At 69.4% G+C, this 16125-nt stretch carries 13 protein-coding genes and 1 pseudogene; 9 read left to right on the plus strand and 5 right to left on the minus strand.

Going from position 1 to position 16125, the window contains the following annotated elements:
* Positions 1 to 251: 251 nt before the first annotated feature.
* From BKK81_RS36415 to BKK81_RS12315, 3 genes and pseudogenes are all read left to right on the plus strand, one after another.
* A pseudogene (locus BKK81_RS36415) lies at positions 252 to 491 on the plus strand (hypothetical protein); the annotation flags it as partial.
* A gap of 106 nt (positions 492 to 597) precedes the next feature.
* The gene (locus tag BKK81_RS12310) at positions 598 to 1122 is read left to right on the plus strand and encodes a helix-turn-helix transcriptional regulator (RefSeq protein WP_071013271.1); all 525 of its coding nucleotides are present in this window, start codon (positions 598 to 600) and stop codon (positions 1120 to 1122) included.
* 274 nt (positions 1123 to 1396) lie between these two features.
* On the plus strand, positions 1397 to 2227 hold the full coding sequence (locus tag BKK81_RS12315; protein ID WP_071013274.1) for an alpha/beta fold hydrolase: 831 nt from the start codon (positions 1397 to 1399) through the stop codon (positions 2225 to 2227).
* A 104-nt stretch (positions 2228 to 2331) separates the two neighbouring features.
* Here BKK81_RS12315 and BKK81_RS12320 read toward each other — a convergent pair whose 3' ends face one another.
* Positions 2332 to 3561 carry an NADH:flavin oxidoreductase/NADH oxidase family protein gene (locus BKK81_RS12320; protein WP_071013276.1) on the minus strand — a complete coding sequence of 410 codons (1230 nt, stop codon included), beginning with the start codon at positions 3559 to 3561 and terminating at the stop codon, positions 2332 to 2334.
* Positions 3562 to 3637: 76 nt separating this feature from the next.
* Between BKK81_RS12320 and BKK81_RS12325 the strand changes: the two genes are divergently transcribed.
* Entirely contained in the window at positions 3638 to 4105 is a 468-nt protein-coding gene (locus tag BKK81_RS12325) for a MerR family transcriptional regulator (protein WP_071013279.1), read from the plus strand.
* A 196-nt stretch (positions 4106 to 4301) separates the two neighbouring features.
* Positions 4302 to 5555, plus strand: a complete 1254-nt coding sequence (locus BKK81_RS12330; RefSeq protein ID WP_071013281.1) for a lipoprotein-releasing ABC transporter permease subunit — start codon at positions 4302 to 4304, stop codon at positions 5553 to 5555.
* A gap of 140 nt (positions 5556 to 5695) precedes the next feature.
* Here BKK81_RS12330 and BKK81_RS12335 read toward each other — a convergent pair whose 3' ends face one another.
* The gene (locus tag BKK81_RS12335; RefSeq protein WP_071013283.1) at positions 5696 to 6619 is read right to left on the minus strand and encodes a hypothetical protein; all 924 of its coding nucleotides are present in this window, start codon (positions 6617 to 6619) and stop codon (positions 5696 to 5698) included.
* A gap of 265 nt (positions 6620 to 6884) precedes the next feature.
* On the opposite strand from BKK81_RS12335, the gene BKK81_RS12340 reads away from it, so the two are divergent.
* Positions 6885 to 7772 carry an AraC family transcriptional regulator gene (locus BKK81_RS12340; protein WP_071013286.1) on the plus strand — a complete coding sequence of 296 codons (888 nt, stop codon included), beginning with the start codon at positions 6885 to 6887 and terminating at the stop codon, positions 7770 to 7772.
* A 25-nt stretch (positions 7773 to 7797) separates the two neighbouring features.
* On the opposite strand, the gene BKK81_RS36420 is transcribed toward BKK81_RS12340, so the two are convergent.
* Positions 7798 to 8154, minus strand: coding sequence for a hypothetical protein (locus tag BKK81_RS36420; protein WP_231907918.1), 357 nt, complete (start codon positions 8152 to 8154; stop codon positions 7798 to 7800).
* A gap of 199 nt (positions 8155 to 8353) precedes the next feature.
* Here BKK81_RS36420 and BKK81_RS12350 point away from each other — a divergent pair, with 199 nt between their 5' ends.
* Both BKK81_RS12350 and BKK81_RS12355 read left to right on the plus strand, forming a co-directional pair.
* Positions 8354 to 9460, plus strand: coding sequence for an ABC transporter substrate-binding protein (locus tag BKK81_RS12350; RefSeq protein WP_197523919.1), 1107 nt, complete (start codon positions 8354 to 8356; stop codon positions 9458 to 9460).
* A 62-nt stretch (positions 9461 to 9522) separates the two neighbouring features.
* Positions 9523 to 10866 (plus strand): sulfatase family protein, encoded by a 1344-nt coding sequence (locus BKK81_RS12355; protein ID WP_071013292.1) that lies wholly within the window; start codon positions 9523 to 9525, stop codon positions 10864 to 10866.
* Between the two features lie 106 nt (positions 10867 to 10972).
* Here BKK81_RS12355 and BKK81_RS12360 read toward each other — a convergent pair whose 3' ends face one another.
* Positions 10973 to 11851, minus strand: coding sequence for a PhzF family phenazine biosynthesis protein (locus tag BKK81_RS12360; RefSeq protein WP_071013294.1), 879 nt, complete (start codon positions 11849 to 11851; stop codon positions 10973 to 10975).
* A gap of 490 nt (positions 11852 to 12341) precedes the next feature.
* Between BKK81_RS12360 and katG the strand changes: the two genes are divergently transcribed.
* Positions 12342 to 14522, plus strand: a complete 2181-nt coding sequence (gene katG, locus BKK81_RS12365) for a catalase/peroxidase HPI (protein WP_071013297.1) — start codon at positions 12342 to 12344, stop codon at positions 14520 to 14522.
* A 255-nt stretch (positions 14523 to 14777) separates the two neighbouring features.
* On the opposite strand, the gene BKK81_RS12370 is transcribed toward katG, so the two are convergent.
* A complete protein-coding gene (locus BKK81_RS12370; protein ID WP_071013299.1) occupies positions 14778 to 15959 on the minus strand; it encodes an FIST signal transduction protein in 1182 nt (393 codons plus the stop codon).
* Positions 15960 to 16125 lie beyond the last annotated feature (166 nt).

The raw sequence follows: 16125 nt of genomic DNA on the forward strand, positions 1-16125 counted from the left end.
GGGCAGGACGGGGCCTGAGCGCGCCTCTCCCCCGTCGACGGCGGCAATCGGCACGATCCGAAACACATTGCTCCCTCCTGCTGAATAAGCTGCCAGGCAAGGCCCGCCTGCGCGCACCCCGTCCGCGCGCCCCGCGGTCGAGCGCGCCACCGTGCCAGCGCGGGAATTGCAGGTTGCCGGCACAGCTATCCGGCGCCCCGCAAAGGTTGTCAATTGACAACCGACAATGAGACAACTATGCTGAGGACCCGATGCGTCGTGCCGCCCATCCCAAGAAGGAAGTCGAAGCCGCATTGCGCCATGCGGAAGCCAACGGCTGGCGCGTGGTGCCGGGCGGCGGGCATGCCTGGGGCAAGATCTTCTGCCCATACGACGATCAGGAATGCCGCTGCGGTGAATTCTGTATCGCCTGCGTCTGGAGCACGCCGCGTAATCCTGGCAATCACGCGCGCGCCTTGATGCGCGTGGTGGATCACTGCGTGTGGCACCGCGAGGCGATGCAATGCCGGAAGGGCCAGTCGAGCCAGAAGGATCAGATGAACCAGATGGGCCAGATGGGCAGGAAGGACCGTAAGAACGGGAAGGACCAGGGGCACCATGGAATACACATTCACCTTGAAATACCGCCTGCCCATGCAGGACTGGGAGCCGGATGCGCTCGCCGAACGCCTGGGTGCCGCCGGCTGCGACGATGCCCTCGTCGGCATCGGCCAGCCGGGCCGCATCGCGCTGGAGTTCACCCGCGAGGCCGAGTCGGCCGAGGCCGCGCTGCTCGGCGCGTTGTCCGATGCGCGGCAAGCGATGCCCTCCGCCCGGCTGGTCGAGGCCGCACCGGATTTCGTCGGGCTGACCGACGTGGCCGACGTGGTCGGAGTCAGCCGCCAGAACGTGCGCAAGCTGATGCTCAGCCATGCCACCAGCTTTCCTTCCCCGGTGCATGAAGGCTCTGCCGCCATCTGGCACCTGGCCGAGGTACTGGCCTGGTTCCGCGCCAAGGGAGGCTACCCGCTGCCGGAACCCCTGGGCGAACTTGCCGTCGTGACCATGCAGGTCAACCTGGCTCGCCAGGCCGGCCAGCTCGTTCCCAGGATAGGCAAGGAGGTCAAGGCGCTGCTCGGATAAAGCCCGCAGCCGGCGGCAGGCAAGGGGCAACGGGGTGGCGGCGCGGGTGCCGGCTCGCCGGTGCCCCCTTGGCCGCCTGGCCGCCTGGCCAATTGGCCAATTGAGCAATTGACCACCCCGCGGCTTGCTTCCGACGACGTCCGCCAGATTCGCCGCGTCCCGCCATGGACTTCCGTGCCGCCGCCTGATACGATGCCTTGGCTTTCAAGACGCCCTCCCGGTCCGCCGGGAGGGCGTTTCCTTTTGGTTCCCCCACCCGAAAGGAAATCTTGAAATGAAGCAAGCCCCAATCCCCGCCCGCCTGGGCTACGTCCGGCATGGCAATGGCCCGGAGCGGGTCCTGGTCCTGCACGACTGGCTCGGCGACCACCGCAACTACGATGCCGTGCTGCCCTATCTCGACGGCAGCGCGTTCACCTATGTCTTCGCCGACCTGCGCGGCTACGGCGAATCGATCGCACTGACCGGTGCCTGCTCGGTGGAGGAGATTGCCGCCGACTGCCTCGCGTTGGCCGACCGGCTGGGCTGGCCGCGTTTCCACCTGATCGGCCATTCGATGACCGGCATGGCGGTGCAGCGCATCGCCGCCGACGCCCCGGCACGAATCCAGCGCGCGGTGGCGGTATGCCCGGTCTCCGCCGCCGGCAACCGGCTCGACGCAGACGCCAAGGCATTCTTTGCCAGCACCGCCGAGAACGACGATGCGCTGCGCCGGCTGTTCCGCTACGTCAGCGGGGGGCTGTCCGCGCGGTGGGCCGACGTCAAGCTGCAGCAGAACCGCAGCGCGGTCTCGGCAGCCTGCCGCGCCGGCTATCTCGACATGCTGGTGCATACGGATTTCGTCGACGATGTGCGCGGCCTCGATATCGAACTGCTGGTGATCGTCGGCGACAAGGATCCGGGCCTGGACGAGGCCGCCATGCGGCGCACCTTCCTGGCCTGGCATCCACGGGCCCGCCTGTTGGTGGTGCCGAACTGCGGGCACTATCCGATGCAGGAGTGCCCGCCCTGCTTCGCCACCGTGGTCGAGGCCTTCCTGCGCGGCGAGGGCCAGGGCTTACTTGATCCTGCGCAGGCAAAGCCGAAGGTGCAAGCGGCAGAGTGAGGCCCGGTCATTGCCCTGAGCCTTGATACCCCATCGCCAGACCCGGATCTCCGCTGCCCCGTGCGCGTGAATCTGGCGGCAAGGGCCCGGCGCCGCCCTGGACACTAGCCCCGTGCGGCCGTCCAGCGCCGGTAGCGCCGGGTCTCCCAATAGGTGGCGAACTGCTGCCCGACCAGGGCGCGCAGCGGCGAAACCTGCGCATCGGTACGCCGGCCGGCACCCAGGCGCTTCAGCTGGAACTTGACCATCGCCATATTGGCCAGCGATCCCAGCGCCTTGTTGTTCCAGGTGATCGGGCGCAGCACCGGCGCGCTGTCCTTGCCGGCCTGCCAGTCGCGCGGCAGGTTCGGCTCGAGCGACAACGCGGTGGCGATGCCGGCCATGGCGATGCCGCTCTGCACGACCTGCTCGGCCACCGCCCGGCGCCGGATGCCGCCGGTCACCATCAGGGGCATGCGCGCCACCGCGGCGATGTCGTGCGCGAACGAGAGGAAGTAGGCCTCGCGCGCGAGCGTGCGGCCGTCGCGCGCCTGCCCCTGCATGGCTGGCGCCTCATAGCTGCCGCCCGACAGTTCCACCAGGTCCACCTGCAGCGGATTGAGCATCTCCACCACGCTCCGGGCGTCTTCCGGACTGAAGCCGCCGCGCTGGAAGTCGGCCGAGTTCAACTTGACCGCCACCGCGAATCCTGGCGACACCGCCTCGCGCACCGAGCGCACGATGTCGAGCAACAGGCGCGCGCGGTTCTCGAGGCTGCCGCCCCAGCGGTCCTCCCGCCGATTGCTCAGCGGCGACAGGAACTGGCTCAGCAGATAGCCGTGGGCGGCGTGGATCTGCACGCCGGTGAAACCGCTCTGCTCCGCCAGCTGTGCCGTGCGCGCGAAGCGCCGGCGCACCTCCTCGATGTCTTGCTCGCGCATGGCCTGCGGCACCGGGAACTGCTTGGAAAAGGCCCCCAGGTCCATGGCGACCGCCGACGGCGCCAGGGTGGCCTGCCCCATCGCCGCGGGCATCTGCCGCCCCGGGTGATTGATCTGCATCCAGACCTGGGCACCCGCGGCACGCGCCGCCTGCGCCCAGCGCCGGAAGCGGTCGAGGTGCGCATCGTCCTCCAGCACCACGCCGTTCGGACCGGTCATGGCGCGGTGGTCCACCATCACATTGCCGGTCAGGATCAGGCCGGACATGCCGCGCGCCCACGCGCCGTACAGGCGCACCATCGCCTCAGAGGGCGCATGGTCGGCGTCGGCCATGTTTTCTTCCATGGCGGCCTTGGCGAGTCGGTTCGGAATCACTGCGCCATTGGGCAGGACCAGGGGTTGGAACAGCGGCATGGTGGCCTCCAGGTTTGACGAAGCCCCAACCTTAAGATTAAAGTCAACTTTAATGTCAAGCAGCGGAGAGCGCACTATGAAGATCGGTGAACTGGCCAGGCTCAGCGGGATCGCCGCCTCCCGCATCCGCTTCTACGAGGCCGCCGGCCTGCTCCGGCCGGCGCTGCGCCACGCCAATGGCTACCGTGAGTACGCGCAGGAAAGCCTGACGCGGCTGCAGATCATCCTGCGCGCCCAGGGCGCCGGCTTCTCGCTGGACGAGATCCGCTCCCTGCTGCCGCCCGACCTGGGCCAGTGGCCGCGCGAGGAGATACTGCAGGCCTTGCGGCGCAAGGTCGACGAGATCGAGGCCTTGCAACGGCAGCTCGCCCAGAGCAGGAGCGGCCTGCTGGCATTGATCGAGGACATCGACGGCTCGGGCGAACACATCGGAGGCGAAGACTGCGCGGCTCGCGCCCGCCAGGTGCTGGAGCGCATCGAAACGGCCGAGGCCGCCCCGGGGCCCGTCGAAGCGCCGATGCGGCGCCGCAGGCGGCAAGCGTGAACAGGCACCTGGCGCCACGCCCGGGCGGCAGCCGGCCGGCCAGCAGGCGCCGTTGTACACTAGGCGCCTTGCGAAGCGCGCCTGCCCGCGGCGGCCGCCTCTCGCAGCGGCCGCATGCGCCGCGGGCGCGGGAAACGCCTGTCCCGCCCGGCGGCCCGGCCGCGCCCACCTGACTTCCGACAACACAGGACGCCTCTTGCATTTCCCCTACGAGTGGCAGATCGGCTGGCGCTACACCCGCGCCGGCAAGCGCGCCAGCCGCAATGGCTTCATTTCCTTCATCTCGATGATCTCGATGTCCGGCATCGCCCTGGGGGTGGCCGCGCTGATCGTGGTGCTGTCGGTGATGAACGGCTTCCAGAAGGAGGTGCGCGACCGCATGCTGTCGGTGCTGTCCCATATCGAGATCATGGCGCCCGGTGCGCTGCCCGACTGGCAGCGCACCGCCGCCGAGGCCATGCGCAGCCAGGAAGTGATCGGTGCGGCCCCCTATGTGGCGGCGCAAGCCATGCTGACGCGCGAGGACAAAGTGCGCGGCGTGCTGCTGCGCGGCGTCGACCCGGCCCAGGAGCCCAAGGTGTCGGACCTCGGCAAGCAGTTCCGCGCGGGCGCGCTGGATGATCTGCGGCCCGGCGAATCCAGCATCGCGCTGGGCAACGAACTGGCCAGCGCACTGGGCGTGCAGGTGGGCGACAAGATCATGCTGGCGACCGCGCGCGGCGGCGCCATTTCGGCGGCCGGCGCGCTGCCGCAGCTGCGGCAGTTCACCGTGGTCGGCATCTTCTCGGCCGGGCATTTCCAGTTCGACAGCAGCATCGCCCTGGTCAACCTGCAGGACGCCGAGGCGCTGTTCCAGTTGTCGGGCCCCACCGGCGTTCGCCTCAAGCTGGCCGACATGCAGCGCGCGCCGGACGTGGCCAACCAGCTCGCCGGCACACTCACCGGCGAGCTCTACGTGCGCGACTGGTCGCAGCAGAACCGCCAGTGGTTCGCCGCCGTGCAATCGCAGAAGCGCATGATGTTCGTGATCCTGACGCTGATCATCGCCGTGGCCGCGTTCAACCTGGTGTCGACGCTGGTGATGACGGTCACCGACAAGCAGGCCGACATCGCCATCCTGCGCACCATGGGCGCGCAGCCCGGCTCAGTCATGAAGATCTTCATCGTGCAGGGCGTGCTGATCGGCTTCATCGGCACCCTGCTGGGCGTGGCCGGCGGCGCACTGATCGCCTTCAACATCGACGTGATCGTGCCCTTCATCGAACGCCTGCTGCACGTCCACTTCCTGCCGCGCGACATCTACTTCATCAGCGAGCTGCCCTCGGACCCGAGCCTGCACGACATCGCCACCATCGGCCTCACCTCCTTCGGCCTGTCCACGCTGGCCACCCTCTATCCGAGCTGGCGTGCCGCCCGCGTCAATCCGGCGGAAGCGCTGCGCTACGAATGAGGCCGGGCTGAGGCCGCGGGGCGCGGCGCCTGCAGCGGATCCACTGCGTCATCCGAAAGGCAGCCCCGATCGACAGCGCCTGCAGGGGCCGTCGACCCGGACGCACCGCCGCTCGGGGGCGCTTTCTCCGGCGCAATGGACTAGCGGGCGACGTAGTTCCCGCTCGCCTCCGACCAGCGATACGTCCTGCGCCACTTGCCGCCGCGCTCGCGCAACTGCAGGTCGTGAAAGCCGGCCGTGGCCGCGCCCTGCACGTTCAACAGGTTGCTGCCTTCGTACATATCGTGGTTGCGCGTGCCGTCCTTGTTCCAGTCGCCGGCGATCATCTTGTAGTACATCATCGGCGCCGTGAACACGACGCGCAGCGCCTCGCCGTCCACGCGGAACAGGTAGAGCGCCTCGAAGGAGGCGCCACCGCCGGCATACCCTTCGCTCCAGCCGGCGCGCACCCCGAAGGCCAGTTCGTCGTCGCGGATGCGGTATGGCGCGAGATCGAAGCGCAGCCAGCTCTCCGGCATGCCCGCCTGCGTGTCGCCACCCTCGAGGGCCTGGGGTGAATCGAGATTGCTGCCGGCCCAGGACGTGGGCGCCTCGACCGGCCCGCGCGTGCGCGCCAGCAGGCGCGGCTGGCCGCCGGCCCCGCGCTCGAACACACCGAACCACGCCTGCGCCTGCTCGGTCCGGCATTGATCGGGCCAGTACTTCCGCTCATTGGCCGCGGCCGCGGCAGACCGCGCCACGCAGACGATCGCCACATAGCTGTCCGGGCGCGCCGGCCAGGGCCTGGCCCCGGCCAGCACCAGCGCGGCGGGGTCGCCGCCCGGCACCAGCGCCGCCAGCAGGCCCTTGGCGGTGAAGCCTTCCGGCAAACGGACGCCCAGGCCATCGGGCTGCGCCGCGCCACGGATCTCGCGGTCGTAGACCGCGCGGGCCTCGGGCGTCTTGAGGACGCCGCGCGCCTGGTCGATGGAACGGGCGGTGCCTTCGGCGCGGGCCGGAAGCGCAACCGCGAGGGCCAGCAAGGCGCCGGCCAGGAGGGGCCTGTGGAGGACGGAATGCGGCATGGGCAGCGAAGCGTAGTCGAAAGAAAGACCGCGGCATGTGGCGCGGCCCGGGCATTCTGCCGCGTTTGTCCGCAGCCCTCAAGCCGCGGATGCTTCCCGTGGCGCGCGAAGCCTCGTGACCAGCGCATGGCATAGAATCCTTCTTCGTATCCGGAGATGGCCGGGCATGCGAGGCTGATGCCAGGCGTGCCTCGCGCCTCCCGACCACCCCGCCCCGGGCGACATCCGGTCACCGCATGCGGCAACGCCCAACCTCCCGAACGACATGATCGCGCCGCTGATCCTCCCGCCGCGACCGGAGCTCGCGCCCTGGATCCACCACATCCTGCTGATGCCGCTGCGCGAGAGCTGCGTGTCGCAATTGCCCGCGGTGTTGAGCCCGGCCATCCTGATCTTCGCGCGCGGCAGCGGCTGGCAGCAGCCGGAACACGACGCCAGCGCGCCAGCCCCACTGCCCCGCGCAGGCTTGTCAGGCCCCCGGCTGCGGCCGGCGGCGACCCGCAGCGCGCCGGACACCTGTGTCATCTCCATCCTGTTCCGCCCCGGCATGCTGGCGGAAGCGCTGGGGCCGGGTCTCAACGAACTACGCGGGCAGACAGTGCCGCTCGATGCGGCCTTCCCACCTGCGCAAGTGGCGCGCATGCTGGCGCGCATCGATGAGGATGGACAGCCGGCCCGCTGGATCGAGCATGCCCAGCAATGGCTGGTAGACAACCTGCGTCCGCGCGCCAATGCCCACCGCGCGCGCCTCGAGCTCGGCGACCCGCGCCTGCTGTTCGCCCCCGCCGCGCAGCTGGCAGGCAGCCTCGGCATCGGGCAGCGCCAGTTCGAACGGCGCATGGACCGCGTCTACGGTACCACCCTGCGCGACCTGAGGCGGCTGGCACGCTTCGGCCTGAGCCTGTCGGACCTGCTGACCGGCGCCGGATGGCGCGGCCGCCTCGCCCACCTGGCGCAGCACTACGGCTATTTCGACCAGCCGCACATGGTGCGTGAATTCGTCGCGCTGACGGGGCACGCACCGGCCCGGCTGGTGCAACTCGCGGCCGGCGACGACGCCGGATTCTGGATCTACCGCTTCGCTCGGCGCGACTTTCGCTCACTGTTCCTGACCAGGCAGGCGGCCGCGCTGGAGGCTGCCGGGCTGGGCTGACGAAGGAAGCCGGCCCGCCCGGCGCTCAGCAGCGGTAGGCTGCCCCGTCCCGTTCCAATAGGCGCAGCAGCGCCGTCCATTCGCGGTCGAGGTGTACCGTGTCGAGGTAAGCGTAGTCGTCGTGCTGCCGGGCCGCGTGTTCGCAGACTTCGGGCGACGGAATGATGAGCTCCTGGCCGGCCGAAAGCGTGGCAAGCTGAATCTCGCAGGCCCGATTCAGGTAGAACATGCGCGTGAAGGCTTCGGCGACCGCCGGCGCGGGTGACAAACAAGAAATTGGCGCGGCTAGGGCAAGCCCGGCTGATTGCGTAGAAACCCTGAGTCCAGGCTGGTGCAGCGCGGCCACACCAGTCTCCGGTCTGGTGCGCCACAGCAACGTCATGCACGTGATCGGCGCAAGCGCGCCGTGAGCAGTGCCGTGCGTGCCCGGCAATGAGGCCATGCCTGCGGCCCCCACCGCATAACCTTCCTCGGCATGGTTCTTTGACGCCTGCCGGTGCCCCTCGCAGAATAGGCCCGCTGCGGCAGCGCCCAAGCCAGCCCTGCCCGATTCCGTGATGCCGCCCGACCGAGGAGCCCTCTTGCACGTCGCCCCCACCGCCCCCCGCCGCCTGCTGGCGGCTGCCATCACGCTCGCCACCGCCATTGCCGGCCTTTGCGCGGCGCCCGCCGCGAGCGCCGGCGAACTGCCCAAGGTGATCCACCTGGCAGCACCCGAGCAGGGCAGCCAGGGCAAGTCCTTCGCCGGCGCCGGGCCGGTTTCACTGGCCTATGCCAGCAAGGCGATCGAAGCCGAGTTCGCCAAGGATGGCGTGCAGGTGGAGTGGAAATTCTTCAAGGGTGCCGGGCCCGCCATCAACGAGGGCCTCGCCACCGGCCAGCTCGACGTGGTCTTCCTGGGCGACCTGGCAGCGGTGATCGGCCGCGCCAGCGGCCTCAGGACACGGCTGGTGGCCAGCGCGGGCCGCGGCGCCAACAGCTACCTCGCCACCGCGCCCGGCTCGAACATCCGCAGCTTCAAGGATCTCAAGGGCAAGCGCGTGGCCGTGCTGCGCGGCACGGCCTACCAGCTGCCGTTCGACCGCTTGCTGAAGGCGGAAGGCCTGTCGCAAAAGGACGTGCGCTTCACCAACCTGGACTGGCCCACCTCCAAGGCCGCCGTCGTCAACAAGGACATCGACGCCACCTTCGGCGGCGCCGACCTGCAATTGCTCAAGCTCGCCGGCAGCGCCGACATCCCGGTCAGCACCAAGGGCCGCGGCGACCTGTACGCGATCCACTCCACCGTGATCGCCACCGAGGACTTCGCCGGCAGGCATCCCGAGGCGCTGACGCGTATCGTCAAGGTGCTGGTGCAGCAGGCGCACGCGGCGGCGAGCGGCGCCATTCCACGCGAGACGCTGTTCCAGCGCTTCCATGACATCAGCGGGCTGCCGGTGCAGCTCTTCTCCAGCGAGTTCGAGGGCACCGACATCAAGGCACGCTACTCGCCCCTGCTCGACGCGGGCTATATCGCCCACTTCGGCGACGTGATCGAAGGCGCCAAGGCGGCCGGCATCGTGCGCCAGGGCTTCGATCCCAAGGGCTGGGCGGATCCGCGCTTCCTCGACGAGGCGCTCAGGACGCTGAAGCTGCAAGGATTCTGGACCGCGACCAGCGCCGCCAGCGCCCACGCCGCGGGCAAGTGAGCGCGCGGCAAAAGACCATCGTGCAACACGGACCACACGAAGGACCACGCGAGACACAGGCCATGCCCACACGCCCGAACATCCTCTTCATCCTGGCCGACGACCTGGGCTGGGCCGACCTCGGCGTCTATGGCCAGACCGGCTTCGCCACCCCTCATCTCGATCGCCTCGCCGCGCAAGGCGTGCGCTTCACGCAGGCTTACGCCAATTCGGCGGTCTGCTCGGCGACCCGCTTCGCGCTGATCACCGGCCGCTACCAGTACCGCCTGCGCGGGGGGCTGGAGGAACCGATCGCCCGCCCGCGCGACGGGCTCGGCCTGCCACCGGAACACCCGACCTTGCCCTCGCTGCTCAAGGCAGCCGGCTACGACACCGCGCTGATCGGCAAGTGGCATCTCGGCCATCCCCCCGCCCACGGCCCGCTGCGCAGCGGTTATGACCGCTTTTTCGGCAACCTGGGCGGCGTGGTGGACTATTTCACGCACAAGCCGGGGGTCGGCGCCGATGTACCGCGCGACTTGTGGGAAGGCGAGGTGCCGGTCGAGCGCAGCGGCTACTACACGCAGATCCTGGCCGACGAGGCCGAGGCCTATGTGCGCGGCCGCGTCGACCATGCCCGCCCCTTCTTCCTGTCGCTGCATTTCACCGCGCCGCACTGGCCCTGGGAGGGCCCGCAGGACGAAGCGGTCTCACGCGAACTGCGCGATCTGTTCCACTACGACGGCGGCAACCTGAAGAAGTACGGCGAGATCGTGCAGTCGCTCGACGCGGCCGTCGGGCAGGTACTCGGCGCGCTCGACACCACCGGCCAGGCGCGCGATACCCTCGTGGTCTTCACCAGCGACAACGGCGGCGAGCGCTTCTCCAAGACCTGGCCCTTCACCGGCCAGAAGACCGAGCTGCTCGAAGGCGGCCTGCGCGTGCCGACGCTGTTGCGCTGGCCGGCGCGGCTGCAGCCCCAGGTACAGGAGCAGGTCACCATCAGCATGGACTGGCTGCCCACCCTGCTGGCCGCCGCCGGCAGCGCGCCCCATCCGGACTGGCCCAGCGATGGCGAGAACATCCTGCCGGTGCTGGAAGGACGCGCCCCCGTGCATGCGCGCACGCTCTACTGGCGCTACAAGGCCCAGGCCCAGCGCGCCGTGCGCGACGGCGACTGGAAGTACCTGAAGATCAACGACAACGCCTTCCTGTTCGATGTCGCCGCGGACGAGCGCGAGCGCGCCAACCTGCGCGACAAGCATCCTGAAGTGTTCGCGCGGCTGCAACGCCAATGGGAAGACTGGAACGCCGGCTTCCTGCCGATCACCGACGCGGTCTTCACCCACGGGCTCACGCCTGATATCCAGGCTGACCGCTATGTGCCGGAGCGCGCCAGCCGGGTGCACCCAGGCCGATCGAACTAGCCAACAGGTGTTTTCCCTCTTCCCTCACGGAGAGGGGAGCGAACCGGCGCGATGCGAACCCCGTCGAGCCGGCCGTAGCCGCCGCGACGCACCCGGGTCGATCGGACTAGGCTTGGACTTCGATGACCCGGTCCAGCCGCGCCGCGCCGCCTGCCATCAGGCCGGCGATGCGTCCGTCTTGCGTCTCCAGTTCCACCTCGATCACGCTCGGCGACGGCGGCCGCATCAGCCAGCCCTGCTCGATGCGGATCGCCGTCTGCGCCACGCCCAGGCGATCATGCAACAGGCAGGCCAGCGGCCCCGCGGCCGTGCCCGTGGCCGACTCCTCGTCGATGCCGTAGCGCGGCGCGAACATGCGCGTGCCCGCGTGGCGCCCCGCCTGGCGCGTCTCGCGCGAGAACAGGTAGTAGCCCACCAGGCCGAGTTCCTCGCTGACGGCGGCAACCAGGGGCAGCACCGGCTGGACCGACGCCACCGTTGCGGCGTCGGGCAGCGCCACCATCAGGAAGGCATTGCCGGTATCGACGACCACCGGCGCCAGCGTGGCGCCGGGCTGGCCGGCGGCCAGCCCCAGCGACGCTGCCACGCGCCGGCCCAGCGCGGATTCCGGCGCCACCTCGGTATAGACCGGAGCACGCTGCTCCATCAACACCCTGCCGGTGTCGACCTGGATGCGGCGCGTGCCGTCGATGGTCTCCTTGGTGGCGGGCCCGCTGCCGATCCGGCCGAGGTCGCGCAGCAGCGAGAACGCGGCGATGGTGGCATGGCCGCAGTGAGCGATCTGGCGCGTCGGCGTAAAGAACTCCAGCTTGACGGTGGCGCACGCCGAGCGCGAAACGAAGGCCGTCTCGGACAGGCCGACGCGTGCGGCGATGGCGAGCTTCTGCGCGGTGCCGAGGGTATCGGCGGCGATCACGACGCCGGCTGGATTGCCGCCGGCGGCGCCGTCGATGAGCGAATGGACGAGATGGACTGGAATGGGCATGGGAGGCTTCCTGCTGGCGCGGCCCCACACCCCCTGTGACGGGCAGCGGCCTTGCGCCTGGGACAAGCAATGTACCAGAGCCGTCGCGGCGCGCCTTGTCCTCGCCGGGGCCTTGCCCAATGCTACGCAGCGCCGCCGCCTTCCCTCTCGTCGCCGCACACGAGCGCGGACCACGGTAGCTGTCACTGCCAAGGAGTTCAAACGGATGTCCGAACCGGAATGCGCTGGCCAACCACCACGCGTTCCTGATCTACCGCAAGTTGCCGTGGTGCAGCGCCAGCGGCTAGTCCGAAGGTATGGGTCGGCCGCTGCAAGGTATGGTTCCCGCACCGCGGCAATTCGATGACTATAGTCAATGCCTTACACGGTCATCAAATAATCCAATTTCCGTGCTGCGATGAGAGGCCCTACCATTTGCGGGCAATGCTCGGCCCCCACACCCCTCACCGAAACCGAGCGGTGAAGTGCTAACGATCCAAGGAACCTGTCCATGACGACTGAAGCAAAATGTCCGTTCCACCATACCGCCGGCGGCGGCACGTCGAACCAGGATTGGTGGCCTGACCAACTGAACCTGAAGATCCTGCACCAGCATCCCGCCATGTCCAATCCGCAGGGTGAGGCGTTCCACTACGCCGAGGCCTTCAAGAGCCTGGACCTGGCCGCGGTCAAGGAAGACCTGCGCGCGCTGATGACCGATTCGCAGGACTGGTGGCCCGCCGATTTCGGTCACTACGGCGGACTCTTCATCCGCATGGCATGGCATAGCGCCGGCACCTACCGCACCGCCGACGGCCGCGGTGGCGCCGGCTCGGGCCAGCAGCGCTTCGCGCCGCTCAACAGCTGGCCCGACAACGTCAGCCTGGACAAGGCGCGCCGCCTGATCTGGCCGATCAAGCAGAAGTACGGCAACAAGATCTCCTGGGCCGACCTGATCATCCTGACCGGCAACGTCGCGCTCGAATCGATGGGCTTCAAGACCTTCGGTTTCGCCGGCGGCCGCGTCGACGCCTGGGAGGCGGACGAAGACGTCTACTGGGGCGCCGAGACCAAGTGGCTCGACGACAAGCGCTACAGCGGCGATCGCGAGCTGGAAAACCCGCTGGCAGCAGTGCAGATGGGCCTGATCTACGTCAACCCGGAAGGCCCGAACGGCAACCCCGACCCGGTCGCCGCCGCGCGCGACATCCGCGAGACCTTCGCGCGCATGGCCATGGACGATGAAGAAACCGTGGCGCTGATCGCCGGCGGCCATACCTTCGGCAAGACCCACGGCGCCGGCCCGGCATCCCACGTGGGCCCCGAGCCGGAAGCGGCCGGCCTCGAAGAACAGGGCCTGGGCTGGAAGAGCAGCTTCGGCACCGGCAAGGGCCGCGACGCCATCACCAGCGGGCTCGAAGTTACCTGGACCACCACGCCGACGCAGTGGAACCACGACTTCTTCAAGCACCTGTTCGAGTACGAGTGGGAACTGACCAAGAGCCCTGCCGGCGCGCACCAGTGGAAACCCAAGGGCGATGCCGGCGCCGGCACCGTGCCCGACCCGCAGGATCCCGCCAAGCGCCGTGGGCCGACCATGCTGACCACCGACCTGTCGCTGCGCTTCGACCCGGCCTACGAGAAGATCTCGCGGCGTTTCTACGAGAACCCCGAGCAGTTCGCCGATGCCTTCGCACGCGCCTGGTTCAAGCTGACCCACCGCGATATGGGCCCGCGTGCTCGCTATCTCGGCCCGGAAGTGCCGGCGGAAGAGCTGCTGTGGCAGGATCCGGTGCCGGCCGTCGACCACAAGCTGATCGACGCCCAGGACATCGCCACGCTCAAGGCCAAGGTACTGGCCTCGGGACTGTCGGTGCCGCAGCTGGTATCGACCGCCTGGGCCTCGGCCTCGACCTTCCGCGGCTCGGACAAGCGCGGCGGCGCCAACGGTGCGCGCATCCGCCTGGCTCCGCAGAAGGACTGGGAGGCCAACCAGCCGGAGCAGCTCGCCAACGTGCTGGAGACGCTGGAGGCCATCCGGGCCGAGTTCAACGGCGCGCAGCGCGACGGCAAGAAGGTATCGCTGGCCGACCTGATCGTGCTGGCCGGCGCCGCCGCTGTCGAGCAGGCCGCGAAGAATGCCGGCCACGTGGTGACGGTGCCGTTCGCAGCGGGCCGCACGGACGCTTCGCAGGAACAGACCGACGTCGCCTCGATGGCGGTGCTCGAGCCCATCGCGGACGGCTTCCGTAACTACCTGAAGGGCAGGTACACCATCCCGGCGGAAAAACTGCTGATCGACAAGGCCCAGCTGCTGACGCTGACGGCGCCGGAGATGACGGTCCTGCTGGGCGGCCTGCGCGTGCTCGAAGCCAATGTGGGGCAGACCCGCCACGGTGTCTTCACGCAACGGCCGGGCGCGCTGAGCAACGACTTCTTCGTCAACCTGCTCGACATGCGCACGGAATGGAAGCCGGTGTCCGACGCCAAGGACGTGTTCGAAGGGCGCGACCGCACCTCCGGCCAGATCAGGTGGACCGGCACGCGCGTCGACCTGGTGTTCGGCTCGAACGCGCAGCTGCGCGCGCTGGCCGAGTTCTATGGCAGCGCCGATGCCGAGGAGAAGTTCGTGCATGACTTCGTCGCGGCCTGGAGCAAGGTGATGAACCTCGACCGCTTCGACCTGGCCTGAAGCGCCGGCGCCGCCTGAGCCTGCCGGGCCCGGCATGGCCGGCGGCGGCCGTCCGATGCGGCGCGCCGCCCGCTCCCGAACGATGGCCGATCGCGAGATCGGCCATCGTCATTTGCCGCCGGCATATCGACAAGGCGATCATGCGGTGAGGAGGTGAGGAGGTGAGGAGGTGAGGCAGTGAGGCAGCGGCTCGCTGCGCGAACCGCGATCCCGGCGCAGGCATGGGCACCGCGACAACGCCCGGCCGTCCCTCGCTCAATGTGCAACAAAGACGGTGAGCACGCCCGTATAGCCGTACAAGTGATCCCGGGCAATCTCGCCACCGGCGAAGAATCCGGCCAGCGGCAGCTCACCCAGCACCCCGCGCAAGGCCTGCAACTCGGCATTGGGCGCGCCGAAATGCGGTCCGCCCCGGCCGCAGCAACTGACGTAGACCGCTCCCGCGGCCCGCCCTGCCCCACGGCGCCCGAGCTCGGCCCGCACTTCGCCAGCCATGCGCACCAGGTCTGCCAGCGCCGCGTCGGGATTGCGCCGGCAGAAGGCCAGCGGCACACCTGGCTCGGCCACGTCGGCCAGCGCCAGCACCCGATGCAGCACGTCTACGCCGATCACATGCCGTACCAGCGTGTCGGTGCCGAAGGTACCCGGCTGGTGCGGCGCCTGCTCGACCCCGCCGCCCAGTCCGGCCAGCGTTCCCGACAAGGCCTCGGAGAGCAGCTCCAGTGGCGCGTCGCGCGCCAGTCCGAGATCCTGCAGCACGCAATCGAGGGCGGGCCTGCCGTCCAGCGCGATCAGCAGGTTGCGTTCGGCGCGCGTCACGGTACGGCTCGGGCCGATCGGCTGGCAGCCCTGTGTCACCCGCGCCACCAGTTCCACATCGGCATTGAACAGCACACCGGACAGGCCACCGCCGAGCACGTCGTCGGCCACGTGCAGCGGCCGGCGGCGCGCCGACGCCACGCCGCCGAACAGATAGCCGGTGGCAGTGCGTGCGCTCAGTTCGCGCAGCAGGTCCTGGAGATCGGGCGTGCCGCCGTCGGCATGCACCTGCGCGGTATGGGCAGAGAACCCGGACGTCGGGCCGGGCAGCGGCCGCCGCCCGGAGAAGAGTCGGAACGACTGGCTGGGCAAGGGCGCCAGCATCAGCACCAGGGCCGGTTCGTCGATGTACTCGACCCCGTTCGCGCACACGCCGACACCGTCGGCCCCGACCCAGGCCACACCGGGCCAGTCCTCCTTCAGTTCGGCCAGGATCGCCTCGGCCGCCTCGGCGTAGTCCTCGCCCAGGTAGCACCAGCCGAGCGTGAGCGGAGCGGCCGTACCGTCGCGCGCCCGGCGCACGGCAGCCTGCATCTCGAGTTGCCGCTGGCATTCGGCCAGCGCCTCCCGCCAGCGGACGTGAGCCGCATGGGCACAAAGGAAGGATGCCTCGGACATGGCAGGATCTCCGCATGCCGGACGGCCGCGTGGCCCGGTCGTCCGCCGGCACGCCTCGGCGCCGGCATCCCGGGCCGCGCGCGGCGCGCCCTCGTTCCACTGTAGGTCACGGGCGCCCGCTTTGCCCGCTTGCGGCGCGGCGGCACGCGGCCTTGGCCGTGCCCGC

Origin of the sequence: Cupriavidus sp. USMAHM13 (assembly GCF_001854285.1) — a bacterium.
Taxonomy (GTDB): Bacteria; Pseudomonadota; Gammaproteobacteria; order Burkholderiales; family Burkholderiaceae; genus Cupriavidus; species Cupriavidus malaysiensis.